This is a genomic window from Mobiluncus sp. (genome assembly GCF_034180645.1).
GTDB lineage: Bacteria > Actinomycetota > Actinomycetes > Actinomycetales > Actinomycetaceae > Mobiluncus.
On sequence record NZ_JAXFNY010000021.1, the window covers coordinates 168,365 to 194,787 of the forward strand.

General features: G+C 55.2%; 20 protein-coding genes and 2 tRNA genes. 13 read left to right on the forward strand and 9 right to left on the reverse strand.

What is annotated here, in order from left to right; genetic code table 11:
• The first annotated feature begins 215 nt into the window (after positions 1–215).
• Positions 216–1,019 carry a hemagglutinin gene (locus SPI05_RS08800; protein ID WP_321077731.1) on the forward strand — a complete coding sequence of 268 codons (804 nt, stop codon included), beginning with the start codon at positions 216–218 and terminating at the stop codon, positions 1,017–1,019.
• Between the two features lie 83 nt (positions 1,020–1,102).
• Here the strand turns inward: SPI05_RS08800 and hrpA are convergent, their stop codons facing one another.
• Positions 1,103–4,936, reverse strand: a complete 3,834-nt coding sequence (gene hrpA, locus SPI05_RS08805) for an ATP-dependent RNA helicase HrpA (RefSeq protein ID WP_321077732.1) — start codon at positions 4,934–4,936, stop codon at positions 1,103–1,105.
• Between the two features lie 102 nt (positions 4,937–5,038).
• On the opposite strand from hrpA, the gene SPI05_RS08810 reads away from it, so the two are divergent.
• The 5 genes from SPI05_RS08810 (at position 5,039) to SPI05_RS08830 (ending at position 9,451) form a co-directional block, all read left to right on the forward strand.
• Complete coding sequence (locus tag SPI05_RS08810; RefSeq protein ID WP_321077733.1) at positions 5,039–6,004, forward strand: hypothetical protein; 966 nt, start codon at positions 5,039–5,041, stop codon at positions 6,002–6,004.
• Positions 6,005–6,067: 63 nt separating this feature from the next.
• Entirely contained in the window at positions 6,068–6,451 is a 384-nt protein-coding gene (locus SPI05_RS08815) for a hypothetical protein (protein WP_321077734.1), read from the forward strand.
• A 30-nt stretch (positions 6,452–6,481) separates the two neighbouring features.
• The gene (locus SPI05_RS08820) at positions 6,482–7,732 is read left to right on the forward strand and encodes a VIT1/CCC1 family protein (RefSeq protein WP_321077735.1); all 1,251 of its coding nucleotides are present in this window, start codon (positions 6,482–6,484) and stop codon (positions 7,730–7,732) included.
• Positions 7,733–7,910: 178 nt separating this feature from the next.
• Entirely contained in the window at positions 7,911–8,726 is an 816-nt protein-coding gene (locus SPI05_RS08825; RefSeq protein WP_414601989.1) for a trimeric intracellular cation channel family protein, read from the forward strand.
• Positions 8,723–9,451 (forward strand): HNH endonuclease family protein, encoded by a 729-nt coding sequence (locus tag SPI05_RS08830; protein WP_321077737.1) that lies wholly within the window; start codon positions 8,723–8,725, stop codon positions 9,449–9,451. Before SPI05_RS08825 ends, SPI05_RS08830 begins: the two co-directional genes overlap by 4 nt.
• 21 nt (positions 9,452–9,472) lie before the next feature.
• Here SPI05_RS08830 and pgm read toward each other — a convergent pair whose 3' ends face one another.
• The gene (gene pgm, locus SPI05_RS08835; RefSeq protein ID WP_321077738.1) at positions 9,473–11,137 is read right to left on the reverse strand and encodes a phosphoglucomutase (alpha-D-glucose-1,6-bisphosphate-dependent); all 1,665 of its coding nucleotides are present in this window, start codon (positions 11,135–11,137) and stop codon (positions 9,473–9,475) included.
• Positions 11,138–11,296: 159 nt separating this feature from the next.
• Between pgm and SPI05_RS08840 the strand changes: the two genes are divergently transcribed.
• Positions 11,297–12,076 carry a glycosyltransferase family 2 protein gene (locus SPI05_RS08840; RefSeq protein WP_295026390.1) on the forward strand — a complete coding sequence of 260 codons (780 nt, stop codon included), beginning with the start codon at positions 11,297–11,299 and terminating at the stop codon, positions 12,074–12,076.
• Here the strand turns inward: SPI05_RS08840 and SPI05_RS08845 are convergent.
• Positions 12,061–14,157 carry a hypothetical protein gene (locus SPI05_RS08845; protein ID WP_321077739.1) on the reverse strand — a complete coding sequence of 699 codons (2,097 nt, stop codon included), beginning with the start codon at positions 14,155–14,157 and terminating at the stop codon, positions 12,061–12,063. The two genes, SPI05_RS08840 and SPI05_RS08845, sit on opposite strands and share 16 nt — an antisense overlap.
• 68 nt (positions 14,158–14,225) lie before the next feature.
• Positions 14,226–14,798, reverse strand: a complete 573-nt coding sequence (locus SPI05_RS08850; RefSeq protein WP_321077740.1) for a hypothetical protein — start codon at positions 14,796–14,798, stop codon at positions 14,226–14,228.
• Positions 14,799–14,867: 69 nt separating this feature from the next.
• On the opposite strand from SPI05_RS08850, the gene pheA reads away from it, so the two are divergent.
• The 4 genes from pheA to SPI05_RS08870 all read left to right on the forward strand — a co-directional run bounded on the left by pheA (position 14,868) and on the right by SPI05_RS08870 (position 19,621).
• Positions 14,868–15,878, forward strand: coding sequence for a prephenate dehydratase (gene pheA, locus SPI05_RS08855; protein WP_321077741.1), 1,011 nt, complete (start codon positions 14,868–14,870; stop codon positions 15,876–15,878).
• Between the two features lie 57 nt (positions 15,879–15,935).
• Positions 15,936–17,225, forward strand: coding sequence for a serine--tRNA ligase (gene serS, locus SPI05_RS08860; protein ID WP_321077742.1), 1,290 nt, complete (start codon positions 15,936–15,938; stop codon positions 17,223–17,225).
• A gap of 46 nt (positions 17,226–17,271) precedes the next feature.
• Entirely contained in the window at positions 17,272–18,141 is an 870-nt protein-coding gene (locus tag SPI05_RS08865; RefSeq protein WP_321077743.1) for an HAD family hydrolase, read from the forward strand.
• A 172-nt stretch (positions 18,142–18,313) separates the two neighbouring features.
• Positions 18,314–19,621 carry an AGE family epimerase/isomerase gene (locus tag SPI05_RS08870; protein ID WP_321077744.1) on the forward strand — a complete coding sequence of 436 codons (1,308 nt, stop codon included), beginning with the start codon at positions 18,314–18,316 and terminating at the stop codon, positions 19,619–19,621.
• A gap of 144 nt (positions 19,622–19,765) precedes the next feature.
• Here SPI05_RS08870 and pyk read toward each other — a convergent pair whose 3' ends face one another.
• Positions 19,766–21,187 (reverse strand): pyruvate kinase, encoded by a 1,422-nt coding sequence (gene pyk, locus SPI05_RS08875; protein WP_321077745.1) that lies wholly within the window; start codon positions 21,185–21,187, stop codon positions 19,766–19,768.
• 140 nt (positions 21,188–21,327) lie between these two features.
• A tRNA-Ser gene (locus SPI05_RS08880) sits at positions 21,328–21,413 on the reverse strand.
• A 94-nt stretch (positions 21,414–21,507) separates the two neighbouring features.
• Between SPI05_RS08880 and SPI05_RS08885 the strand changes: the two genes are divergently transcribed.
• Positions 21,508–21,592, forward strand: a tRNA-Ser gene (locus tag SPI05_RS08885).
• 174 nt (positions 21,593–21,766) lie between these two features.
• Positions 21,767–22,879, forward strand: coding sequence for a tyrosine-type recombinase/integrase (locus SPI05_RS08890; protein WP_321077746.1), 1,113 nt, complete (start codon positions 21,767–21,769; stop codon positions 22,877–22,879).
• Positions 22,880–22,939: 60 nt separating this feature from the next.
• Here SPI05_RS08890 and mobF read toward each other — a convergent pair whose 3' ends face one another.
• The 3 genes from mobF to SPI05_RS08900 all read right to left on the reverse strand — a co-directional run.
• Positions 22,940–25,705: a MobF family relaxase gene (gene mobF, locus SPI05_RS08895; protein WP_321077747.1), complete on the reverse strand. Its 2,766-nt coding sequence runs from the start codon at positions 25,703–25,705 to the stop codon at positions 22,940–22,942.
• Positions 25,702–26,181 carry a DUF2116 family Zn-ribbon domain-containing protein gene (locus tag SPI05_RS09030; RefSeq protein ID WP_414601985.1) on the reverse strand — a complete coding sequence of 160 codons (480 nt, stop codon included), beginning with the start codon at positions 26,179–26,181 and terminating at the stop codon, positions 25,702–25,704. The genes mobF and SPI05_RS09030 overlap by 4 nt, the downstream gene beginning before the upstream one ends.
• A 39-nt stretch (positions 26,182–26,220) precedes the next feature.
• Positions 26,221–26,423: hypothetical protein (locus SPI05_RS08900; protein WP_321077748.1), on the reverse strand; the 203-nt coding region annotated here is incomplete at its 5' end.

Genomic DNA, 26,423 nt, shown 5'->3' on the forward strand with positions numbered 1-26,423 from the left:
TTATCCTCGGTTCGCTTTGGTTGAAATGAGTTCGCTATCTCTCAGTCTAACAGCCCAAGCGTCCCTCCCGGGAGGTAGGTTACGATGGTGAGGTGTCCTCAAGAGTGCCCAAGCGTCCCTCCCGGGAAGCCTACCCGTCCGCGGGCGCTTCCATACGAGCGAAGCGACGCAAGGGTGGGTTTTTTCGTACCCTCCTGGTGATTTTGGGTATAGCCATGGTCGCACTCGGTTTGGGCGGAGCTTTGGCTGCGGCGGGGATTCATTTTTTTGCCAGTACGGAGCAACCGGCTTCTCCAACAGCAACCCGTCCCGTGGCTCCCGCCCTTGACCTGTCTGGATTCGACCCCGGAAATATCATTTCCGACGCGGTTTTCTACGATTACCAATCCATGAGCCAAGCGGATATAGAGAACTTTATTCGCGACAAGAACGCGGGGTGCGTGAGTCTTTCCACCCCCTGTTTGGCTGACTACACCGAGGACACTATTGACGTTCCCGCTTCGCCGCGCTGTGAAGGCTACCAAGGGGCACCGGGAGAATCCGCGGGAACGATCATCTATAAAACCGCCCAATCGTGCAAGATTAATCCTCAGGTCCTGCTGGTGTTGCTGCAGAAGGAACAGGGTCTGCTCACGGCCTCTGATTACAACTTGTCCCCGAGCCGCTATGAGGTCGCAACGGGGTTTGCTTGCCCTGACGGGGGTAATTGTGACCCGCAATACTTTGGTTTTGGAACCCAGGTTTACTATGCTGCGGCTCAGTTTCAGCGCTATCGGCAAAACCCCGCGCAGTTCCCTTTCCGCACCGGGATAGCCAACAATATCCCCTACTCCCCTCAGGACAGCTGCGGCTCAGCCCCGGTGGTTTTGGCTAACCAGGCTACCACGGCGCTTTACAACTACACGCCTTATCAGCCGGATTCTGCTTTGCTGAGCGGGACGCCCGGCGAATGCTCCAGTTACGGAAACGCGAATTTTTACGGGATTTTTAAGGCCTGGTTCGGGGATTCACGTCGATAAATATGCTTATCAATACAGCTAGTAAGCATTTCTAAGGTTTTTTATCGCGCCCTATTTGGTATGGGATAACCAAGTAGATTTCCTTATTTGAGCGCAGAGATTTGCTTATTTATCCGTTTGGCAGACACCTTTTCAATCGTGCCGAGTTGCTGGGCAAAGGTCTGTACCCGGTACTCCTCCAGCAGCCAACGTAACTCCTGTAAACGGTGATGGGTCTCGGCGTTAAAGGGGCGAGCCTCCGCCGCCTTCACCGCTGTCTCAAAGGCCGTCGCAACTTCCGCGAAACATGCAGCTAACTGGGCGTCACCAGCAGAGTTACGCCGGGCCTTGTCCAATCGTAGGGCATCTGCCCGCAGGTAACGGACCAGCTGAGCCAGCCATTTGGCAGGCGTCCTCGCCAAGAAGTCGCCGCCTACCAATTGGTTTACATGGTTTACAATATCTGCTTTTGTGGCGGCGAGGGCAGAGCCGGCGGCCCCTCGCAATTGCTGCTCGAGCTCTCCTTGCGCCTGCATCGCGGCAGCAACGGCTTGCAGGATTCTATAGATCTGGTCCTCGTAGCGGTCAATAGCCCATTCTTGCAGTTCAGCCAGGTCCGTATCGTCTGTGAGGGAATGTCCCTCCGCCAGGTATTCCGCCACCAAAGCCCGGCCAGCCGCGCTTTGAGCCGCATCTATCAGGGCTGAAGTGGAGGGATAGGGGGACGCGGCCAAAGCCGCCGCTTCCGCTCCTCGCCACCGGGTTGACACTCGTGTCTCCGTGAGGCGAAGGGCATGGCTGAGTTGCTGGGCAAAATCTCTGGGCCGCTCAACTTTAGCTTTTTCGGCTTCCTGTTGCGCCCAGACTTTGCCTTGTTCCTGGGTGGTTTTCACAATCAAGCGGTCACGCAGAGCCTGAAAGTCGTCTCCCAAACCCAGAACTTTCCCGCCACGTCCCACAATCGCGAAGTGATTTCGCTGGCCTTCCTCCAGAGCCGCATGCATGGCGGTTAAGTCCGTCTCGGTCAGGTCGACTTGGCGAACCGCGGCTACGCTCTGCGTAAAGATATCGTCAAAGTCGGGACGCTGTTGGGAAGGTTCGTTTACGTAACGCTCAAACCGGGGCAGGATCTCGTCAACGAAGTTCGCCGCGGGCACCACGTACTTCCGCACGGATTTCGGCAGGGCTTTGACGCAAGCCAGCAGGTAATCGCGCAGAGCTCCGGGAATCGGCCAATCGAAGCCCCGGGAATCGAGAGACTCTAATATTGCCTCATCGATAATGATGGTGACCCCTTCTGGAAGGTCAACCGTGTCAATCTCACGTTCCTTGATTTTCTTAGATTTTTTCCCTTTATTGTATGGTAAGTCACGATGATTCGCTGCTTCGGGGGTCGGTCCGCGCTTACCTGAAAATGTGTAGGCCAGCGGTAGCAGGTGCTCGCCCGCCGGCCAAAAATCGGGGAATTGGTCGGTATTGTCTCCGCTATCTGGCACCAATAAATCCCAGGGGTATTCCAACCAATCCGGGTGCTCGAGACGCTGATTTTTCCACCACGCCTCAAAAGCTGCTCCTGAGCTAACGGCGGGGTCAATGCGCGTTTCCAGCCATTTTTCCAAGGCATAGGGATCGACTTCGCCCGGAATTTGGCGCCGCCGCCGCGCTTCGGCAGCCATCTCTAGCCGACGCTGATTGTCTTCCATAAAGGGATAGACCGAACGCCATTCTCCGCGCACAATTCCGTGACGAATGAACAAATCCCGCGCCAGGCTCCGGGCCGGTATCCCTTCCACCACCGTATCCTGCAGGGAAGCCAGCGGGATGGAGCGATCCGCGCTGAGAACCATCCCGAACAAGCTGACCCGCTCGTGAACCATGGCACACCCGAAACGTGTGGACCAGTACGGATCGAAATATGTCCGCGTCAACAGGTAACGTCCCGCCTGTTCAATCCATTCAGGTTCGACCCGTGCCACTGTCCGGGCAAACAGTCGCGATGTTTCTACCAACTCAGCAGCCATAACCCAGTCGTAGTGTTTGCGGCTCAAACCCGAACCCGGCCACACCACGAATCGAGTCCCGTGCGCCCCGTGATATTCCCTTTTTGCCTCTGACCAGAACCCGATCTGGGTGAGCATACCGCTCAAGATAGCTTGGTGCAAGCTCTCAACGTCAACCTGGTCAAGGTCTACTACCTTGGTTTCCCTAGTTTTTATCCCAACATCACGACACATTCCGCGCAGTTCTGCCACCAGGTCGATCCACTCCCGTACCCGGAGGAAATGCAAGAACTCGCGGCTGCACAACCTGCGAAATGCGCTGGAGGACAGAGTTTCAATCCGGTCTTGCAGGTAACTCCACAGCTTCAGATAACTTAAGAAATCCGAACGCTCGTCTTCAAAACGGGCGTGGGCGAGGTCGGCCTCTGCCCGGCGTTCGCTAGGTCGTTCCCGCACGTCTTGCATCGCCAAGGCGGCCACGACCACGACCGCGGGGTCGATGACTCCGAGGCGGTCCGCTTCGACAAGGATACGGGCCAAGCGCGGGTCGAGAGGAAACCGAGAAAGTTTGCGTCCCAGGCGGGTCAGTCTCGCGGGCTTCTTGCGGGTATCTAACGCTCCCAGCTGGCTAAGTTCCGTCACCCCATCCGTAACGGAGCGGGGCGAGGGCGGATCCAGGAAAGGAAAATCCGCGACTTCGCCCAGACCCAGGGCTGCCATCTGCAAAATCACGGCAGACAGCGAAGTGCGTTGAATTTCAGGCTCGGTATAGGCGGGACGAGACAAAAAATCCGCCTCGGAATACAGGCGAATGCACACTCCCGGAGCCACCCGGCCACAGCGCCCTTTTCGCTGGTTGGCGGAGGCTTGCGAGATGGGTTCGATAGGCAGGCGCTGCACGCGAGTCTTGTTTGAATAGCGGGAAATTCGTGCCACTCCGGGGTCAATCACGTAAACGATACCCGGAACGGTCAAGGACGTTTCGGCGACATTCGTAGCGAGGACTACCCGCCGGTATAGATGCGGGGCAAACACGCGCTTTTGTTCCGCCTCGCTGAGCCGGGAAAACAGCGGCAAGACTTCCACCGCCCCCGGAACTGAGGTCCGCTGACCGGGAGCCACGTAACGGCGCCCCAGGTGTCCCTGCAGAGCCTGAGCCGTATCGCGAATATCGCGCTCCCCCGCCAGGAAAACCAAAATGTCTCCGGGACCTTCCCGGCACAGTTCATCCACCGCCCGCAAAATGCCGGTGACCTGGTCAATCTCGCTGGTTTCCGCCCTTGTGAGGTCCTCCTCGGTGTCTTCGGACGTGAGCACGCCCGAACTATCGTCATCCACGTCAACCAAGGGGCGATATCTGACCTCTACCGGATACGTTCGTCCCGCGACTTCAATAATGGGGGTATCTGGCCCAAAAGCCGTGGCGAAACGTTCGGAATCAATGGTGGCAGAAGTAATAATCACCAGCAGGTCGGGACGTTTCACTACCAGACGTTGCAAATAGCCCAAGATAAAGTCAATGTTCAAAGACCTTTCGTGAGCCTCATCAATAATCAGTGCATCGTATTGTTTCAGCAGTGGATCGTGGCTGATTTCGGCCAGCAAAATCCCATCGGTCATCAGTTTGATTTGCGTCTCAGGACCCAAAGTTTGGCGAAACCGCACCTGGTAACCAACGGTGGAACCTAGTGATTGACCCAATTCGGAGGCAATTCGCGAAGCAACGGTTCGGGCAGCCAGGCGGCGCGGCTGGGTATGGCCAATCATGCCCCGCGTACCCCGTCCTACTTCCAGGCACATTTTCGGCAGCTGGGTGGTCTTTCCGCTTCCGGTGGCTCCGCTGATAACAACGACTTGATGCTCACGCAAGGCAGCGAGAATCTGCGGTCTTGCCGCGCTGAGGGGCAAATCGGAAGGGTAGGACAACTCTAGGGACATAACCCACCTATTTTAGGCAAGGATGGCTCAAACTTCACCTGACCGCGGGGCAAAACCCGCCGGGATGCTCCCGTCAGCCCGTGAATGCGAGAGAATAGGAACGTGAGTAACTCCACGCCGAACCTTCCCCCGGGGCCGCCCGGTGCCGCCGGTTTGCCCTCCAGGCCCGCTGCGACATCGGACTTTTCCCAGTTCCTCCCGGTTCAAGTGCCTATTTTGCCGTGGAAAAACGCGAAACTCTTGAGTCAAGCTCTGGGCGATACGGTCTATGTCAGTTCCGCTTTTGCCACGGCCCTGCGCTTGGAGTTACAGCTCGGCGTGCCCGCCCAGCGCGGAGAAATCGGGGTGAGGATTCCGCTTGATGATCCAGCTTCCTGGTCTGAATTGTTTTGTCTGGATGACACAGCACCCCAGCTGGGCCGAGCCCTGCGCGCCGAAGTCAGCGCTCGGGAGATGCTGGAAAAACCCCAAACTAGCGCCAAACTGTTGTCACGTTTAGCGGAGAATAACTGGTATGGCCTGGAAATTGAGGTTCCTGGAGAAAACCTTGATTCGCAATTGATACAGGTTGCCCGGCGCGCCGCCGACGCAGGCCTGCATCCGGCTCTAAGTGTCTTGCCCGGAGCCCTACATTCTCAAAATCAAGGTATTATGAGCGCTTTTGAAACAATATCGCTAGACCTTCTCAATGGCTACCAGCCTCGGCGTGAACAGTTGAAGTATCTGGCAACTCAGCGCGTGGTCGGCAAAATTATTGATGCCAAGGACAGCGAGAGAACTAATTTGGAAGCCTCTTTAGAAACCCTCGTGTTGATGCGATCCAAATTAGACAGTCAATCTGAAGTTGCCGTGGGAATCGCGGGGCATTTCGGTTTGGAATCCCTCACGCTACCGCTGCGCGAGGACTTGGATTTCGTTGCCAGAACACGCTTGGCGGGAGCTCGAGAAAAGATTTTTGAAGCCCTGGATTTGGCTAACGCGCTGACCCAAGGCAAGACTACGGTGGCTTCCGCTTTCGTGGCTGACGTGTTGTCCCGAGCGGGAAAGGCCACTTCCCTTCCCGTCTAGCTTTGGCGCAAAAGACCGATAAACAGTAGAATTGCCGCGCATAGTTTTTCGGAGGTGTGGGCAATGGCTAAAGGCAAGTGGCTGTTTCTGGCTGGTTTGGGGGCTGGAGCCGCGTTGGCCTTGCGGATGAGTGAAAAGCAAATTAGCAGTGTAAAGGGTTTTGCAGCCAAAATTGCTAACTCGGAAAGCGTCACGGATGCTCGCAGGGTAGCCACGGAAAAAATGGACGATGTCTTGCGCACACAGGGAGCTAAACTCATTGACAAGTTGGCAGAGAACCTAAAGACCCAGCTAAACGCAGGGGGCAGTGCTGCTTGGGCGGGCTTCGCCAACGCCGGGAATGCCGGAAACACCCCTCCGGAAGCGTCAACCACATCAACCGATAAAAACGGTGTTACCCGTGACAAAGACGGACACATCATTATTGATGGAAAAACCGTTGCCTAACCCAAACCGATGGAGAGGCTGCCAAAGTAGATGAACTCACAGAACCTCCCCGAACCCACTCCGGAACAAATTAAGCGCTGGCGGCGCTATCTCGCCGAGGAACGTGACGAAGCCAAAATCTACCGTGCCATCGCTAAAAAACGCCACGGCGTGAATCGCGAGATTCTGTTGGAACTGGCGGATGCCGAAAAGCGTCACGAAGATTACTGGCTGGCGCACCTCGGTACTCATGCCGAGCCTGCCCCACACAACCCCTGGTATATCCGGCTACTGCAGGGTCTGGCCATCAAGATAGGCTCTATTTTTGTTTTGGCGATGATGCAACGCTCCGAAGAACGCGGCACTTATGATGTCGATGCGGATGCCACCCCGCAGATGGCGGCCGATGAGCACCTGCATTCTGAAGTGGTTCGCGCTTTGGCGGCTCGCTCCCGAGCCCGTTTTTCCGGACGTGCCCGCGCCATGGTTTTCGGAATCAATGATGGCTTGGTTTCCAATCTCGCTCTCGTGGCGGGCATCGCTGGTACGGGAGTTCCGGTGTCAATAATTCTGGTCACGGGGCTGACCGGGTTGGTGGCAGGAGCCCTGTCGATGGCTGCGGGGGAATATATTTCTATCACGTCTCAGCGCGAGTTGTTGGAATCTTCGCAGCCTAACCCGGATGTGAAACAGCGCCTGCCCATGTTGGACCGCGCCGCTAATGAGCTGAAACTCCTGTTTATGGCTCGAGGTGACAATCCTGAGGAGGCAGTTGCACACGCGGTTTTGGCCTTGGAAACCATTGATGCACAGTTACAGTCACGCACGCTGTCTAAAACGGCTACTCCAGATTCCTTGGAAGGCACTAGCCAGAGCGAATCAACTGACGAAACGACTCCCGCAGACAACGACACCACCACCCCTTCTGCGTCAAGAATGTCAACTAAAGAATTCAAAGAAACAGATGACTATCCCCTCGCCTTAGCCCTTGAAGAAGCCCCCTCTGGGGAGCTGGAGGCGATTGGCTCCGGGCCCCAGGCGGCCCTGTCCTCTTTTTTGGCTTTCACCTTGGGGGCATTCATTCCCCTGATTCCCTTCCTCCTAGGATTCAGTGGAATCCCCGCTATTAGCGCCGCAGTTGTACTGGTCGGACTCATTTTGCTGATGATTGGCGGAACAATCGGCATTCTATCTGGTAAACCGCCGTTTTTGCGAGCCTTACGGCAGGCTGCTATCGGTATCGGTGCTGCAGTTGTCACTTACCTTTTGGGTCTCGCCGCCGGGGGAGCTTTTTCACTGTAACCCCCGTCCGACACCCGACTTACCAGCGCCCCGGAGCTCCACTGAACAAACGAGCAATGAAAGACCTCACTAGAGAATCTTATGCCGATTTTGGAGGAAAGTTTCCTCTCGTCTCAGGTACAATGCTCACGTGCTGAGTGCTATATTCTCTTTCGATACCGGCCTGTTTCCCACAACTATCTCGGCAGCTGCACCAGTTTCTTTCAATGACCTTTTACCCCAGGTGTTTCGAGTTCTCGACATTACCGGCGTTTTCCTCAACGGTATCCTCGGCGGCAGATTGGCTCGTCAAAAGCATTTTGATCTAGTTGGTTTCGGAGTTTTGGCAGTGGTTTCCGCTTTGGGTGGTGGCATCATCCGCGACATTATGCTGAACAATGCCCCTCCTGTAGCCCTGACCGACAAATTTTATTTGACCATGGCTTTGGCTGGGGCGGTGGTCGCCGGGTTATGGAAGTTTGATGGCAAATGGTCGCGGCGAACCCTCATTTTATTCGATGCTCTGGTGCTGGGAATCTGGGCTGGCACGGGGACTCAAAAGGCTCTGAGCTTGGGCTTCGACGTGATTCCATCCATATTGATGGGTGTAATCACCGCTATCGGTGGAGGGATGGTGCGTGATATCGCTGCGGGCAACGTGCCGGTGGTGTTCGGGGGAAGCAGCCTCTATGCCATCCCGGCTATCCTTGCTTCGTGTGCAGATGCCTCTTTCTACAAACTTGGATATCCCCTAACCGGTATGGTGGCAGCGGCTCTAATCGGCTCAACCCTCACCATCTTGGCTTCCTGGCGGCGCTGGATTCTTCCCGAAACTCACGATTGGACGATTTCGATGACTCGCCAACAGTGGAAATCGGCACAGCGAGCTCGCCGAATCGCCCGTGGAGACTATCCGGATGCTAAGACAAAAAAGCTGTGGAAAAACCAGTTTTCCACAGGTAAAACCGATGAGGATGGCGAAAGTAGCGACTCCGGTACCACACTTGAGAAGTGAGCGGTTTCTCTAGTATCGAACCCTCGACGCCGAAGCGCCGAGCCAGTATCGGCGACGTCGTGTTGGTTGGCTGCGCGGCACTAGTTTGGTGGGCACTATGGCCTGGAGCAGGGCCGAATCTGGCGAATTTTCCCACCCCCGGTTTACGTTGCCCCGCCGGTTCCACCAGCGCGAATATCGGCGGTTCCCTGCGTGAACTATGTGCCCTGACGGTCCGTAAAGACGCTGGACCCGGCGGGTATCAACGCGACATGTTCGGAGCGGGGTGGATGGATCGCGATGGGAATGGCTGCGATACCAGAGCGGAAATATTGGCTCGAGACTTTCAATCCCCGCGTTTCGCGGACAGCGCCAAGCCGTGCCGGTTGACCGGGGGAACCTTTCACGATCCCTACACCGGTAAAACCGTGCAATTTGAAACGGCACCGGGCCGCAAAGTCCAGATTGACCACGTGGTGGCACTGGGCAATGCGTGGAAGTCCGGGGCTTGGGCCTGGACGAAAGCACAGCGGGAGGCATATGCAAATGACCCGAGCGTGCTGCTGGCGGCAGACGGACCGGCTAACCAACAGAAATCAGACGCCTCTGCCGATGCCTGGATGCCTCCAAACCACAACTTCCGCTGCGCCTACGCCCGCCAACAAATCGACATCAAGTATCGGTGGAACCTGACGGTCACCGTTGCGGAAAAAGCCGCGTTGCTCTCTGCCCTGACCAAATGCTAGGCCAGCGTGGTTAAACGCGCCTTATTTTGCCAGAGCCTGGGCAACCACCTGTTTTGCTTCTTCCTGAATAGTCTGAAGATGCTCGGGACCCTTAAAGGATTCGGCATAAATCTTATAAATATCTTCGGTGCCGGAGGGACGCGCGGCGAACCAGGCGTTCTTGGTAGTGACTTTCAGTCCTCCGATAGCCGCGTGGTTGCCCGGTGCCTGCACCAGGCGGTCGACAATCGGCTCCCCGCCCAGTGTCGAGGCCGCGACGTCTTCAGGCGCCAAAGCCGCGAGCTTGGCTTTTTCCGCCTTGGTCGCGGGGGCATCCACCCGTTCGTAAGCGGAAGCACCAAACCGGGCCACCTGTTCTTCGTGCAGAGCGCTGGGAGTATTCCCGGTCACTGCGAGGATTTCGGAGGCCAGCAAAGCCGCAATCAACCCGTCCTTGTCGGTGGTCCACACGGTGCCGTCTTTGCGCAGGAAAGACGCGCCAGCGGATTCCTCGCCGCCAAAGCCTACGGACCCATCCAGCAATCCCGGCACAAAATGCTTGAAACCAACGGGGACCTCGACGAGTTTGCGTCCCATATCGGCTACTACCCGGTCGATTAAAGCCGATGACACCAGCGTTTTGCCGACGGCACAGCCTTGCGACCAGTGCGGACGGTGGGTGAACAGGTATTCGATTGCCACCGCCAGATAGTGATTCGGATTCATCAGGCCATCGGCAGTAACGATGCCGTGACGGTCTGAATCAGCGTCGTTTCCAGTCGCAATATCGTAGGGAGCCGAGCCGCCCTCCATCACCTGACGCAGAGAAGCCATCGCGTAGGGCGAGGAGCAGTCCATCCGAATCTTGCCGTCCCAGTCCAAAGTCATGAAAGACCAGCGCGGATCGACCTTTTCATTCACCACCGTCAGGTTCAATCCGTAACGTTCGGCGATGGCGGCCCAGTAGTCTACCGAAGCGCCGCCCAAGGGGTCAGCCCCGATGCGGACACCGGCGGACCGAATCGCCTCAACGTCAACTACGTCAATTAGCGAGTCTACGTATGACGGTAGAAAATCTGTTTTTCTAATAAATTCTGATTGCTCGGGATGCGGGTTCCTCGGCACGGAACGCCAACCCTGGCGCAAAATCTCATTGGCACGATTAGCAATCCAGGAAGTCGCGTCCGAATCGGCGGGACCACCACTGGGCGGGTTGTATTTAAAGCCGCCGTCACGAGGCGGATTATGCGAAGGGGTAACAACGATACCATCAGCCAAACCCGCTCCGCTCAGCCGCACGCCTCCCGGCGTGCCCGCCCCGTTAGCCTTGAGAATGGCGTGAGATACAGAGGGTGTCGGAGTGAAGGAATCGCGTGCGTCTGTCAGAGTGCGCACTTCCATGCCCGCGAGAACCTCCAAGGCGGTACGCCACGCCGGCTCGGATAGGGCGTGCGTATCGCGCCCGATGAACAGGGGGCCGTCATAACCTTGTGATTGACGATATTCCACAATCGCGGCCGTGGTGGCAACGATATGAGCCTCGTTGAAGGCGCGGTCCAGAGATGAACCGCGATGGCCCGAAGTCCCGAACGAAACTGCCTGTCCAGGCTCATTCACATCGGGTTCCAGGTCATAATAAGCGCTAATGACTTCATCAACGTTGATGAGGTCTTCCGGTTTGGCAAGTTGTCCAGCTCGTTCATGCATAGCCTCATTGTTTCACCAATTTCTGTACTGGCGCGGGCGTTTAGATGACAAAACCCGTAAACTTCTGGCGCCGAAAGCTCGCATTTGGCTAGATAGGGCTTTAAAATTGCACACGTGCCTGAAACTGACAAGGAAAACAGCAAAAACTCTGCCCCAGCCATTCCTGATCCGAACCAGAAAGTTGCGGTCATCATTCCCGCCAAGGACGAAGGCGATTCGATTGGGGCGACAATTCGTGCCTCCAAGGCTTTGCCCCGAGCCGATTTATTCGTGGTGATTGATGATGGGTCTAGTGACAATACGGGTGAAGCCGCGCGCAGTGCCGGTGCCGTGGTGGTACGCCATTCCGTCAACCGCGGTAAGGCCAGTGCTATGGAAACAGGGGCAAAAGTCGTGGCTATGCGCGACCCCGAGGACGGGCCTCGCCGTCTCATTCTGTTCCTGGACGCGGACTTGGGAGATTCCGCCGCCCAGACTTTCCCGCTGGTGGAGGCGGTAATGCAGGGACGCACGGACTGTGCCATAGCTGCCCTGCCTCGCCAAGCCGGTGCCGGTGGTCACGGTTTTGTGACACGTTTATCGCGCCGGGCCATTCGCTGGGCAACCGGGTGGGAACCGCTCCAACCACTGTCGGGTCAGCGCTGCCTGAGTGCGGAAGCCTTTTTCGATTGTCTGCCCCTGGCGCATAAGTGGGGGGTGGAAACCGGCATGACTATCGACCTGCTGGTTAAGGGGTACTCGGTGCAGGAAGTTCCTTGCGACCTGACACACCGGGCTACCGGCAACGATATGGCGGGATACCGTCACCGTCTGAGCCAATTCCGGGATGTATTTCTGGCCTCCGCCACACGCTTTGTGCGCCACGTTCGGGCTCCCCTTCGGCTGCGCCTGTCCGCAGCGATTAAACAGGAGCCCGGTGAGGTTTACTGCCTGAAGTAAGGCTGCACTGAACGGTTATCGCCTGGGGAGTCAATCAGGAACTTGTGACATCCTTGAGCCAAGATGGCCGGAAACATGACGGCTGCTCCCGCCAGACCCAGCAGGATTCCCGAATCATTGAGCAGCATGCCCACCACCATAGTGGTAATCCAGGCCGTAAATAAGGCTCTTTCCGCGTGATTCCAAGTAATTCCTTCGGGACGAAGTTTTGCGCCGACGCTACCCCACAACCAACCGTAGTCACGGCGGTAAGGGTTTCGCATATTGGCGAATAACGGAGCCAAAATAATCACCATCGCCAGCAGAATAGCCAGAATAACGCTGATAATGAGCCACGCCGGCCAGCCAGCGTTCCAAACCATCGTAGATTTATTAATGAGTACCGGCAGCACCCGGCCCTGAGTGAGCGTATCGATAAAGTTACCCAAATGGGTCCGTTCCGCAGCGGGACGCAACCAATCAATATAAGCAAATAGAGCTGCTACAGCTACCGTCAATAAGACTATCAGTGCAGATGATAGGACTGTTAGAGGTTTTCGGTTGAATTTTAAGAACAGAATGGCAAAGCCGGGAACCAGAGCCATCGTGCCACCAAAATCCGCTCCTAAGATGGGGGCAGAATCTAGGAAAATTACCGCGCTAGCCATGACAATCAGCACCACCATCAAGGATTTTTCTGTGGTCGTAGACTGTTTGCGTTCCGCTACCAACCCGTAGACAACCGTAGCGAGAATCAGTGCTCCGGTGGCGAGTACCGCAAACATGACATTGTCGATGCCAAAGAAACGCCCCCCGACTGTTGATTGCAGTCCCATAATGGAATCCAACACCATCGGAGAACCAATCAAGGGGTCTAGTACCCCTACTATCAGCGACGATATGCTTATTATGAACAACGGGCCGAGGAGGGAATTCAACCCCAAAGCACTCCAGACGATAGCCACGAGGGCGCTCAGGATTACCGGGAGCAAACATCCTAGCCACAGATAGCTAGCGGCGGCAACGTCTGTGTCGTCCGGTCCGAGTTCCCACCACGGTGCCAAGTTCATGAAATATGCCATTGCCGGGATGAGAGCGGCAAAGGTTGCCACCATTCGCCAAAATCCCAACAGCGCCCGAGGCTGATCCCACTCCTCACCCAACCGGGGGTGCGTGCGGCGGTTCAGCGTCCATACTGCCGCAATCAACAGCAAAGCTATTCCCACTCCCAAGCCGGGAAGAAACCAAACCTGGACATTGCGAATCATCGCGGCTCGACGCGCCGCCGACGCGAGAGACTCCACAGTGACCACATTTCCCATAGTGATTGCGGAGCCTTGCACCCACGCTGGTTTTTCAGCTCCAACGTAATCCAAGATGGTAGCGGTCAAGTCGGCGGTTTGCACCCATCCCGGTCGATGAGTAGAAGCCGAGGTCGCGCCCCCATTGCCGAACTGGGGACCGCGCGCCGCAAAGACTTGCAGTCGGGGATCTCCCGGCGGGACAATCGCCTTTTCGGGGGCAGATTTGTCAATTAGGTAAACATCAGATTCTCGATTTGTCACCGGTTTATCGTCAGCTATTGAGGCAATAATGGTATTCCACCCCAAATCGTCACCACGCTGCCAGGCAGCGCGCAGAACTTGGGGCTGCAAATGGCGGGGAAACACCCGCATATCTACCACGACTACCGCTCCGGGAATCATGACCTGGCTGAGCAGGTCCGCGAACACTTCCGGACTGGCGCCGCGGTAGCTGGAGGCAGGTGAAAAACTCAGGGACTTGGGAAGGTTGGCGCCGGGTGCGTCAGGATGCACGAAACCCATTCCAGCCGCGGCTCCATCACCAAACAAACGCAAGTTCACACCCGAATCCAGCACCGCTTGGCCCAGAATCCATCCGTTCTCGCTCGACCCCGTACGATTCCCCGTCGCCAAAGCGCGAAATCCGGCAGCGGGAAGAGTGGTGTTCGCTTTGGTGCGCACCACCGAATTGGCGCGGGTAGAACTTTCCAAGAGCTGACGTAAATCCGGGTCGGCCAGGGAATCATCATCCCAACGCCATTGGATGCCTAACAAAACTAACAGAGGTGTGCGGCTCACCTGGGCAGACATGCCTACCGGACCGAAGCCACCACCCAGACTGGGAACCGATGAATACGCACCGGTAGCTATGCTTTTGGGACCGCGACCTCGGGAATCCGGTCAACTCGTGAATCCTTAGCGATGGGACCCATAGCCACTGGCGGCGCCCCTTCAGGGGCTTCCGAAGCAGTCGGCTCCTGAGGCGCTCCTGGAACTTCAAAAGTCTGGACGACAGTGGAGGACGGGTTCTCCTCTTGAGCCGGCGACTCAGTCGGAGTTGCCTCAGGAGTTTTCTCAGGTTTCGTCTGCTTCTTAGTTTCTGTGGGAGTTGCCGCCGTCTTAGGTTTGATTGCCTCCGAGGTACGACGCCCCGCCTCGCTGAGCGAGCCTACATCCACACCGGCAATCTCGTGATGTTCGAATGGATCCCAGTGCATTTCTTGAGAAGGATCCCAGGGCTTCACATCAAAAGTATTGGTTGAACTCATCGCCCCCGCGATCAAGCCCATGCTGACAATAATTGCGGTCAAACCAGCAACCAGATAACGCGTAGTGGGCAGCGGTTTATAAGAACGCTTAATCGGTTTGCGCGTACCGCTTCCCGCTCGCCCCGACATCGAGCGCGAGGGCGTAGAAGGAGGCTTGACTTTTGTCTGCATGGTTAAAATCATACCGAGTTTTGTCGAAATTGCGCTGCTTCGCGATAATTATTTTGAGGAGTACTGTCTATGAATACCGCATTACCAAACTCAGCACCATCGATTTCGACTGGAACCTCACTTCCCGGACCGGAGGTGAGAGGTCCTTTACGAGTTTCCTTCCTGGGACCTTTCGGGACATTTAGCGAGCAAGCTACCCGAGAAATCACACCCCGCGGCGCTACCTTGCTACCCGCTGCTGGCGTCGAATCCGCCCTGCACCTGGTTCGTACCGGCGAGGCCGATCGCGCAGTGGTTCCAATTGAAAACTCGGTGGAAGGCGGAGTTAACGCCACTTTGGACGCTTTAGCTCACGGTCAACCCTTGACGATTGTGGGCGAAGTTTTAGTACCGATTGCCTTTTCGTTGATGGTACGGGCAGATTCCGGGCTGGAGTTGGGTCAGATTAAGAGAATCGGCACACATCCACACGCCTGGGCACAAACTCGCTGTTGGGTGGAACAGCACATCGGCGAAGTAACTCATATTCCCACCACCTCCACCGCCGCGGCCGCCAAACTGCTGATGGAAGACGACTCGTGCGGCTATGACGCGGCTCTTTGCTCCGCAGTATCCGCTTCGGCCTACGGCGGAAAAACTCTCGCGGAGGGGATTGCGGATGACGACAGCGCCCAAACCCGATTCGTCCTAGTTTCCCCTCCCGGAGCTATTCCTCCCCCCACAGGGGCAGACAAAACCACAGTTCAAGTTACGTTACCGGACAATGAATCCGGCGCGCTACTGACCATGCTAGAACAGTTTTCGGCACGGGGAGTAAACCTTTCGCGCATTGAATCACGCCCGGTCGGAGGGCACTTTGACCGCTATGCCTTTTCCATTGATATCGAGGGCCATATTTTTGAAGAACGTGTCAAAGATGCTTTGATGGGGCTGCACCGGACCTGCCCGGATGTGCGGTTTTTAGGTTCGTATCCGCGGGCGGATCGGATGCGTGCCCAGATTGTGCGGGGGACGGCGAATATGGATTTCGCCACGGCACAAGCCTGGATGGAACAGGTCGTCTCCGGTCGCGCGGTGTGAGTTCGCTATCGAGCCGCACTATCTAAAGATGAGGCGCAAAACCGTTATGCTTTAAGCATGATTGATTTGCGTGCGATGAAAGACAATCCGGAACCGATGCGGGCCTCTCAGGTGGCTCGCGGTAACGACCCCGCAACTGTAGACCAGGCCTTAGCCGCTGACGAACGCCGCCGGGCGGCGCTGACCGCTTTTGAAACAGCGCGCGCCGAACAAAAGGCGTTTTCCAAGAAAATCGGCAGTGCCTCGAAAGAGGAACGCCCCGCCCTGCTGGAGCAGGCCAAGAAACTGAGTGAAAACGTCAAGGCTTTGGAAGATGCCTCCAACCAGGCTACTGAGGAAGCCAAGCGAGCCGCGATGGTGCTGGAAAACCTGATTTTGGACGGGGTGCCTTCCGGCGGTGAGGACGACTACGAGGTCCTGGGCCAGGAGGGTGTAGCGATTCGTGACTTTGCGGCGGAAGGTTTCACCCCCAAGGATCATCTCGACCTGGGTATCGGTTTGGATGCCATCGACACCGACCGGGGTGCGAAGGTATCGGGAGCGCGTTTTTATTATCTGAAAGGCGTGGGTGCCCGTCTGGAGCTGGCAATCCTCAATGCTGCTTTCGACACCGCCATGGCTCACGGGTTCACTCCGATGATTACGCCGTGCATGGTGTCGCCTGAGACTATGAGCGGGACGGGATTCTTGGGCGAGCACTCGGACGAGATTTACTACTTGCCTGCTGATGAACTCTATTTGACCGGCACCTCCGAGGTCGCTCTGGCGGGCTACCATACGAATGAAATCATCGATTTATCCGCCGGCCCCAAACGCTATACCGGCTGGTCAGCCTGTTTTAGGCGCGAGGCAGGTTCCTACGGCAAGGACACGCGCGGCATTATTCGCGTCCACCAGTTCCACAAGGTAGAGATGTTTTCCTATTGCAAACCGGAAGATGCGCTGGCGGAGCATCAAAAGCTGCTCAATATGGAACGCGAAATGCTCGCCAAGGTGGAGCTGCCCTATCGGGTCATCAATACCGCGGCCGGGGATCTCGGTTCTAGCGCAGCGCAAAAGTTTGACTGCGAAGCCTGGCTTCCCACCCAGAAGCGCTTTATGGAGGTGACCTCCACTTCAAACTGCACGACTTTCCAGGCGCGCCGCCTGGGGATTCGCTACCGTGATGCGGAGGGGAAACCGCAGGTCTGCGCCACTTTGAACGGGACGTTGGGGACTACGCGCTGGATTGTGGCTATTTTAGAAAACCACCAGCAGGCCGATGGCTCGGTGCGGGTTCCCGCCGGATTGCGTCCCTATCTGGGCGGGTTGGAAGTTCTGGAACCTATCAGTCAACCAGGTAAATAACTTGAATCTTTTTCCATCAGGATATTAGCCGATTCCGGAGGTTTTTTTGGGCGAGTATGCCGAACAAGTCACGCGCCACGCTATCGCGCTGGGACTGATGGGCTTGCCCAAAAATCCTCGTGACGTGTTGGTCTCCCTGGACATTGACGGCACCATAGTCACCCCCGAACAGCAGATTTATCCCAAAGTAAAGGAATATGCCGATCGACTCCGTATTGGTGGGGTTCACATCTGCATCACCACAGGACGTTCCGTTCCGGCAACCCTGCCGGTGGTGGAAGGGCTGGAACTGGAAAGTGCCTGGATTGCCAGTGCTAATGGCTCCTTGGTCGGTCATTATACGCAAACTGACGGTTACGCCCTGACGAATCAATATACTTTCGATCCTCGTCCCATAGTGGCTCGCGTGCTGCAGGTTCTTCCCGAAGCCTGCATTGGAGTGGAGGACAATCCCCTCGGTTTCCGGGTTTCCAAGCCTTTCCCTCCCGGAGAACTGCGTGAAACCCTGGAGGTTCAAGACCTCGATACCCTCTTGGCGACCCCGGTTTCCCGAGTGGTCATTCGTGAACCCCAGTTGAATAACGAGGAATTTCATCGTGCGGTCAAACGCATAGATTTTACCGGGGTGGAACACGCCATCGGGTGGCGTTCCTGGCTGGACATCAACCCTCCGGGAACTTCAAAAGGGCACGGACTTGCCACTGTTTGCGCGAATTTAAGGGTTGACTTGGGTCACACTATTGCCATCGGAGACGGAGGTAACGATATCCCCCTGCTGCGAACCGCTGGTTACGGTGTCGCCATGGGAAATGCCCGACCCGAAGTCAAGGCAGCCGCTGCCGCCACTACACTGCCGGACACGAAGCAGGGTGCGGGTGCAGTCTTGGAAGCTCTCACCCAAGTAATGGGACTTTGAAGTACTCGAAGCCTCCAAGGTGAATCGGTTACCAGATAAAAATCTGCCGAACGCACACGAAACTTACTCTCTCAAGCAATTAATAAGTATTGACAATTCAACTGAAGTCCAAAAAACTTAGAAATCAACGGGTAAAATTTTCGTATCGATGGCTGGTGAGGAGGGAGCGACAATGCCAAGATTCGATTCCACTGAACATGTTCGTTGGCTAGGAAATCACCTGCAAACGGTGCTGGAATACGGCCAGCATGCATACATTCACGGTGGTTTTGGGTACATTGACAGCGATGGGAGCGTCGATACAGCAAAACCTGTGGAGCTCGATTTGACGGCTCGCTCGACCTACATTTATGCCGTAGCTTCGTTATTGGGAATCCCCGGATCTCTGCGACGGTGCGAACACGGAGTCCAAGCCATCACATATGCGTTCAAAGATCCTGACTACGATGGCTGGTTTTCTTTGATTGAACCAATTCAAGAACACCAAAAGTTAGTAAATACGCGTGGCATACCTGCAGGGACAGAGGGGAATCGGAAAAGCTCACGGGCTATGTCCTACCTTTTGGAGGCAGCTGCCGCAGCTTCATTAACCCCTGTCAGTAGCGCTAAAGACTTACTGAAACAAGCCATCAAAGTCGAAGAGAAATACTTTTGGGACGAAGAACTTGGCCGTGTAAACGAAAACTTCGAGCGGGATTTTTCTGAGATGGAAAGCTATCACGGCATGAGCTCAAATCTGCACGCCGTCTCGGCTTTTCTCGCTGTCGGTGATGCCACTCAAGACAAAAAGTGGATTGAACGAGCCTCGCGGATTGTTTCATTTGCCATGGAGCAAGCCCGGAACAACAATTGGCGTGTCCCGGAACATTTCGATGGAAATTGGAATCTGGATCGAAACTACAACGTCGGCACTCCAGCTGACCCGCGCCGGCCGTATGGAATCAACGTCGGACATAATTTTGGCTGGTCACGGAAAATTGTCCAAGTCGCTGCCGCTTCACAAAAAAACGGTCTCGAACCACCGACAGATTACTTGCACGTGGCTCGGGAGATCTTTAATCGAACAGCCTCAGATTCGTGGTGTAAAGATGGCCACAGCGGTATTTTCTTTACCGTGGACTACCAAGGTAAACCTTTGATGCGTCAACGGTTTACCTGGGTTCTCACAGAAGCCATCCAAGCTGTAGTAGCCCTGGTTTTCGCGTTGCGTGAACAGGGCGCCTCAATGGAAGAATTAGAACCTTACCTCGAGCTTTACTACCGCTGGTGGGACTATTTGGAAGGATACGTAATCCAAACTGATGGCTACTGGGTCGGCGAGCTGAATGCAAACAACCTACCTGATGACACCGTATGGCCCGGGGCTCCTGATATTTATCATTCGGTGAGAGTACTGCTGGCTCCACGTTTGCCGAACGCCCTCTCCACCCCGGCCGCTATTGCCCAAGGCCACCTCGATCACCCTCATCGCGCCGAATGACATGACGGTCTGTAGGTACAGTCGCTCCTGATTTGTCTGCCGAGGCTGATACCCGGGTTCTGGAACAGCGCCCTAGTCGTCACAACTGAGTCCGGCAGCCCCGTCTCACGCTCTGCAAATCGTCAACCGTGTCAATGAATGGAATCAGACATCTCGGTATGAACCTACCCGGTGCAACCGGATAGAGTTGGTGTTGCCCTCTTGCCCTGGGGGGAGACCTCCGACAAACACGGCAACTTGGTCTCGTTGGGCAATACCGCGCTCCAGCAAAATATCTTCCGCCTCATGAATCATCAGATAGAGTCGCCGCGCCATTTTGATGGGATAGGTTTGAATCCCCCATTCCAGAGCCAATTGGCGACGGACGTGTTCGTGATAGCAGAACACATACAGAGGTATTGTGGAGCGCAATCGAGCCAACCGGTGAGCTGTAGCTCCAGAATTTGTGAAAGCCGCCACGAACTTAGAATTGGTTGACTTCGCAATCAAAATCGAATGACGCGCGATGATGGATTCCCAATCAAGGTCGCCATCCTTGAGTTTCGCGAAATGGCGCGTTCCTAGCTCTTCAGCAGCTTCGATGATTTTTGCCATTGTTTCTACGGCTTGAATCGGATAGCTGCCCACCGCCGTCTCGCCTGAAAGAATGACCGCGCTAGCCCCATCCCACACCGCATTGGCACAATCTGAGGCTTCTGCTCTGGTGGGACGCGCGTTGCAAATCATGGATTCCAGCACTTGGGTAGCCACTATGACCGGTTTTGCTTCAGCACGGCACAATTCAATGGCTCTCTTTTGCACAGTAGGAATTTCCTCCAGCGGCATTTCCACCCCGAGATCACCGCGAGCCACCATGATGGCATCGAAAGCGTGAATAATTTCCTGCAAATGATTCACAGCCTGGGGTTTTTCAATTTTGGCGATAACCGGGAGGCGATGCCCAACTTCGTCCATTATCCGATGTACGTCATCCAGGTCATCTGCCCGACGCACAAATGACAGGGCAATGTAGTCAACGTCCTGGCTCAGCGCCCAGCGCAAGTCGTCTTTATCTTTTTCGGAAAGAGCCGGTACGGAAACAGCCACGCCCGGCAAGTTCAGCCCTTTATGATCCGATACTGTTCCGGGAACCTCGACTTTTGTCACCACATCCTCGCCTTCGATGCGAGTGACCCTAACTTGCACGTTACCGTCATCAATCAAAAGCACATCACCGGGATGGCAGTCGCCTGGCAGTCCCTTGAAAGTCGTGGAGACGATGCTGGCATCCCCCGCTACATCACGGGTGGTAATGGTGAAATCCTGCCCCAGAAGGAGATTTTCAACACCGTTGACGAACGTCCCCAGGCGAATCTTGGGACCCTGTAAGTCAACCAGGACAGCCACGGGATGTTCAAATTCTTTCTCAACTCGGCGTACCAAGTCGATTTGCTCAGCCGCCTCCGCTTGAGTGCCGTGGGAACGATTGATACGCACCACATTCATCCCGGCTTGCATCAAGGAACGAATCTTGTCCTCAGAATTCGTGGCGGGGCCGAGGGTACAGACAATTTTGGAACGACGCATAGTACAAGGCTATCTCCATTAACCGGCAAAACTAAAAGGGATTATCTCTAAATGTCGTGGGACATATGCTGCACAATAAAGAACTTGAATCTGCCAGTAAGGATAAAAATTCCCGCGTCACTACAGGTGACGCGGGATTGCGGAGACGACAGGATTTGAACCTGCGAGGGGCAAGGCCCCTAACACCTTAGCAGGGTGCCGCTTTCGGCCGCTCAGCCACGTCTCCAAGGGTTTTAACTCTAGCGAAATTCCCTCAGTTTTTCCAAAAGTCGGCAGCTCGGCTTTCACCTGATAGAATCTGTATCACGCTTTTCGCGCATGGAGGGCTGACAGAGCGGCCGAATGTGACGGTCTTGAAAACCGTTGTGGGGAAACTCACCGGGGGTTCGAATCCCTCGCCCTCCGCTTTTACCCTCGGCAATCGTTGATATTCTGCGGTTTTTATGTTGATATAGCGGCGTTTTATCGTGCTTGTGTATTACCCATCTTTGGACATTTTTACCCATCTTTCGCTATGATGTTGCACGAAATGTTGCACGAAATGTGACCAGTTGCACGTTCCAGATTGGGGGCTTTGTCATGTCGAGGGAAGCCTGGGGAACTATCCGTCAGCTTCCTTCTGGGAATTATCAGGCGCAAACCCCGGTGATTGATGGTCACAGGATTAAGGCTCCGAACACTTTTCGGACTCGTAATGAGGCGTGGACGTGGTTGTTACGTGCTCGGGTGCGGATTGCTGATGGGGAAGATATTGAACAGATGCGCGAGGAGGAACGCGTGGTCGCGCGCAAGGTTCCGACTATGCAGCAGGTTTTTGTGGAGATGCTGACCCAGATGGAACAGGCAGATTATTCCCCGAATACAATCAGGACTTACCGATCTAGTTGGGTGCGTTATTTGCAGCCTGATATTGGTGGTATGCCGGTGACTAAGATGACTTCTAAATGGATTGTGGCTTGGGATGCTGGTATGAAGTGGGAGGCACAGAATACTCGGCGTAAGGCGACGAATTTGTTGAAGCGGATGCTGACTTATGCTGCGGATGCCGGGTATATTGAGCAGGTTCCCAGGGTGAGGTTGGCTGTGGCCAACCGGCAAAGGCGAACTAAGTACCTCACGGCTACGCCTGCCCAGCTTGCAGCGATACGTGAAGGAATGCCTCGCGAGTTGGCTGTTACTATCGATTTGGCGGGTTGGTGTGCATTGCGTTTCGGGGAAATCGCGGCGCTGCGTGGCGGGGATATTGATGTGTTGGCGGGGACAGTTCGAGTCACGAAGAGTACCAAGCGTGGGATAGGTGGAGCGATTTCAGAAGGACCGGTGAAAACGCTGGCAGGAAACCGCACGGTGGCCATCCCCCCTGCCGCACTTGAGCGTATTAAGCAACACTTGGATGAGTACGGGATTGGAACCACTGACTTGGTTGTGTGGCAGCCTGGCTCACAGGGGAAAGCTTGGCTCAGAAATAAGGAGCTGCATTCCAGGTTTGACCCGGTAGTGAAATCTCTAGGCTTGGAAGGACTACGATTCCATGATTTACGTCACACTGGGTTAACTTTGGCTGGAGAAGCTGGAGCGACTTTGGCGGAACTCATGGCACGGGCTGGACACTCCGATGTTGGAGCTGCCATGATTTACCAACACGCCTCAATGGAAAGAGATCGCGCCCTCGCGGCCAAGCTCGGGGGATAATGCTGACCGGGGCAGGCGAGAGCGTCCCCCTTGGCTTCCTGGAAGTTTGGGGTTTGACTCCTATAGTTCGTAGCCGCTGTTTTGAAGTCCTGGGTATGCGTCTACTGGTGGTGGGGTGGGTTGTATGGTGGCGACCATTTGTGGTGTTTCTTCCTGTCTGGTTGGTTTTTGGAATAGTTCGATGGCGGTGCGGTTGTCCTCTCTGTTTTGGATGGCTTGAGTGAAAATTTGGATGCCACTGATTTCTTGGGGGGTTGGCCCGTCTGGGCTGGCTGGGGTGGAGGTGATGGCCCAGGCTGTGTTGCAGTTTTTCCCGCGAGTCATTCCGACGTAGAGACCGTTGGCGGTGGTGGTGTCGGATATGAGGGTGTGGCAGGTGTCTACGGTTCGTCCTTGGGCGCGGTGGATTGTGCCCGCGTAGCCGAGGTCTACGTGTTGGGTGACGTATTGGGCGGGAAGGGTCAGCAGGATGTCCTTTCCGATTGGGGATACCAGGAGGGTGCCGTCTTTGTTGATGGCGCGGATTTGGAAGGTTGCACCGTTGATTACTTCGTCATGGATGGTTTTCCTAGCATTGCGCCGGGTGACGATTTTGTCTCCGAGTCGGGCTTGGGTTGCGTCGTGCAGGGTGATGGTTTGTCCGTTTGCTTGGACTTTTCCGGCTTCGATGAGACGGTTTTGGGCGGCTTGGTTTAGTCGGGTGACTGTTTCGTTATCGCCTGCGAGCATGAGAGATTCTTTGTTTTCGCTGGTGTCGTTCCACCAGGCTGCAAACATTTGGGTTTCGATGGTTTGAGCAGGACCTGACTTTATCCGCTCGTTTTTTAGATAGGTCGCTACTACTGATAGGTCTTTGCCGGTGCGTAGCGCGAGAGATGCTTCGGCTTCCCAGGGGTTTTTGAATCGGTGAACTTCTGAGAGGCTGGGTGGGGTGGGGTGTTCTCTGGTGAGCATGGCGAAGGCTCCCCCGACTTCGACTGCGTTTAGCTGGTTTGGATCGCCTACGAGCAGGATTTTTCCGCCTTTTTCGCGTACTGCTTGGGTGATTTCGGCGAGTTCCAGGGTGCCGGACATGGAGGCTTCATCGATGATTACGAGCGTGTTTTTATCGAATTCGGGGCGGTGTTGGCTGTGTATCCATGAGGCGAGTGTGTTTGCGTCTCCGGTGGATTCTTTTAGGACTTTCGCTGCTACGGCTGAGGGGGCGTAGCCGTAGACTTCGCCTCCGTTTTGTCGCCATACGTCTACTAGCCCGGACAGGGTGGTGGTTTTTCCGGCTCCGGCGGGTCCTACGAGCAGGTCGCAGGTACGGTTGGAAGTGAGGATTTCCCACGCGGCCATTGCTTGGGTGCGGGATAGCGCCCAACCGTCATCGCTGCGCCATTGGTCGAGTTGGGTGACGACTGTCTGGTGGTCTATGCCTTTCGCGAGATACGTGTTAGAGGTGTCGAGCATGAGGGTTTCAGCGTCCAGGATGCGTTGGGTGGACCAGCGTCGGTATTGGGTGGGTTGGTCAGGGTTGAGTTCAATCATGCCTTCCATAATGTTGTCGCTGATTTCTTCCACGAGTTCATCCCTGCCATAGGCGAGGCGGACTTCTCTGGCTGCGCGTTCGACTTCAGCGACGACGTTCCAGCGGCTCCAGTTTGATTTCGATTTCTCTAAGGCTTGCAGGGCGATATGCCCCAGCTGTTGTTTGTATTGTTCGGCGAGATCTTGGGGGGTGGCGAGTCCACGACCAGCGGCATCGAGTTTACATACGTCGTCTAGGTGGGTTTTCCCGGCGCGGGTTGCCCACAGTTCACGTAACTGTTCCAGTGAGGCGCGTTTTTTGGCGCGTCTAGTTTTGTCCCATGCTGCCTTGTCGTCTTTTCTGTTGCTAGATTCTGTTCGTGCTGCCACGATTTTTCGATGGCGGGTTGAGAATTCTTGAATGAGGCTTTCGTCTATGCCTTGGATGCCCCAGATTGGTTTCCCGCTGCGGGTTTCGGAACGGATTTCCCAGGCTACCCCGAGGCGCGCGGTGAGAATGTCCATCAGAATGTTGTCGTAGTATTCGCTGATAGCTACGGCTGAGGGGAATACTCCCCCACGTGAGTCGATGGTGAGCCATTTTCCGTCTTGGGTTTGAACCTTATTGGCGACCACAACGTGTGAGTGTAGATGGGGGTCGCCTTCACGGGTGTCCCAGTGGTCGTATCGTGCTGCGATGAGTCCTCGGGTTTTGACTTGATTTTTTCCTCCTGAGCCTTCGCGAGTGTAGAGGGCGGTGGCTTCGAGGCGTGCGAGGGTGCGGTTGATGGCATCGTGGTGGGCTTTTTCTACGATTTCGCGCACTCCGTTATCCCCCAGTCCCCACAGTAGGGAGATGTCTTTGGCGGGTGAGAACGTGAAGTCAAAGCCATGTACGGAACCGTTGGGCTTCGCGTTTGCTTGAAAGTATTTATGCAGGATTCGTTTGGCCACAGCTGGTGCTTCAGCGCGGTATTCTTCAACTTGAGCTATGAATTCTTCATCTATTGTTTTTGGTATAACCGTTTTGAAAGCGCTGCCGAGTTGTTCACCCGTGTCGGGGTGTTTTCCAAAACCAATCAGGTTTTCCAGCTGACTGGTACTGACCATATCGCCCGAGTTTATCCCGGCAAAGGCGTTTATACCGCTTCCGAGCCACACGCCGGGTGGGGTACCATTATTAGTGTAATAACGAGTGGAACCACTGATACTATTGGGCTGTATCGGGTTTTCATCCGCTATAGAATCAGTCAAGTATTTGATGATTCCTTTGGAGCCTCGTCCATAATCTTTAAGTTCTGTTACTGCCATCATTTTATCTCTACCCATCCCTCGAATAGTTGCAGTGTGCCACACGGCCACTGATGCCCACATTCTGTACAAATGATTATGTCGTCCCCACTGGGGGTGTGGAGTTGCCGCAAAAGGTTATACAATCCAGTTACTTCTTCGGTAAGGATGCGTCTTTGGCGGCGTTGCTCGTTATGATATTTGTTCTTACAGGAGGTGGAACAATACATCCTCCACGGTGGAATAGGTTTCTGACAAACCTTGCAACGGGTGATAGTTTCACTATCGTAAACTGTCTGTTTGTATTCTCTCCGACACTTTTTACAACAAAAGTTTCCGTCCCCTAATTTAGGATTGAAAACTTTATAACAGTTCTTACACTTTCTGCCTTTGTTGAGCCGCTCGAATCTGGCACGCTGACACGATTCAGAGCAAGTGCGTTTCCCTAACGTTTTACAGACGTACAATTTCCCACACTCGGGACATTGCTTTTCAATCATGAGTATTCCTTTCAATCGGTTAATGCCGACCTTCACCCTTTAATGCGCAACATCCCGCAGCGACTGGTTGGGTGGTTTGACCCTCCCGCCTGACCCTGTGACCTTGACCCTGTTTTGACCTTGACCCATCGGGGCATGACCCACTGGTGACCCGTCTGAATTGGGGTCACTGACCGTGACCCTGACCCGGCTTTGGGTCAAGTGACCCCCTTGACCCACCGGGGCACGACCCACTTGTGACC

Excerpts from the sequence above, each read along its gene's own strand:
- SPI05_RS08800 (WP_321077731.1), top strand. The coding sequence starts at position 216 with ATGGTCGCACTCGGTTTGGGCGGAGCTTTGGCTGCGGCGGGGATTCAT.
- hrpA (WP_321077732.1), bottom strand. The coding sequence starts at position 4,936 with ATGTCCCTAGAGTTGTCCTACCCTTCCGATTTGCCCCTCAGCGCGGCA.
- SPI05_RS08815 (WP_321077734.1), top strand. The coding sequence starts at position 6,068 with ATGGCTAAAGGCAAGTGGCTGTTTCTGGCTGGTTTGGGGGCTGGAGCC.
- SPI05_RS08820 (WP_321077735.1), top strand. The coding sequence starts at position 6,482 with ATGAACTCACAGAACCTCCCCGAACCCACTCCGGAACAAATTAAGCGC.
- pgm (WP_321077738.1), bottom strand. The coding sequence starts at position 11,137 with ATGCATGAACGAGCTGGACAACTTGCCAAACCGGAAGACCTCATCAAC.
- SPI05_RS08850 (WP_321077740.1), bottom strand. The coding sequence starts at position 14,798 with ATGCAGACAAAAGTCAAGCCTCCTTCTACGCCCTCGCGCTCGATGTCG.
- pheA (WP_321077741.1), top strand. The coding sequence starts at position 14,868 with ATGAATACCGCATTACCAAACTCAGCACCATCGATTTCGACTGGAACC.
- serS (WP_321077742.1), top strand. The coding sequence starts at position 15,936 with ATGATTGATTTGCGTGCGATGAAAGACAATCCGGAACCGATGCGGGCC.
- SPI05_RS08870 (WP_321077744.1), top strand. The coding sequence starts at position 18,314 with ATGCCAAGATTCGATTCCACTGAACATGTTCGTTGGCTAGGAAATCAC.
- pyk (WP_321077745.1), bottom strand. The coding sequence starts at position 21,187 with ATGCGTCGTTCCAAAATTGTCTGTACCCTCGGCCCCGCCACGAATTCT.
- SPI05_RS08890 (WP_321077746.1), top strand. The coding sequence starts at position 21,767 with ATGTCGAGGGAAGCCTGGGGAACTATCCGTCAGCTTCCTTCTGGGAAT.
- mobF (WP_321077747.1), bottom strand. The coding sequence starts at position 25,705 with ATGATGGCAGTAACAGAACTTAAAGATTATGGACGAGGCTCCAAAGGA.
- SPI05_RS09030 (WP_414601985.1), bottom strand. The coding sequence starts at position 26,181 with ATGATTGAAAAGCAATGTCCCGAGTGTGGGAAATTGTACGTCTGTAAA.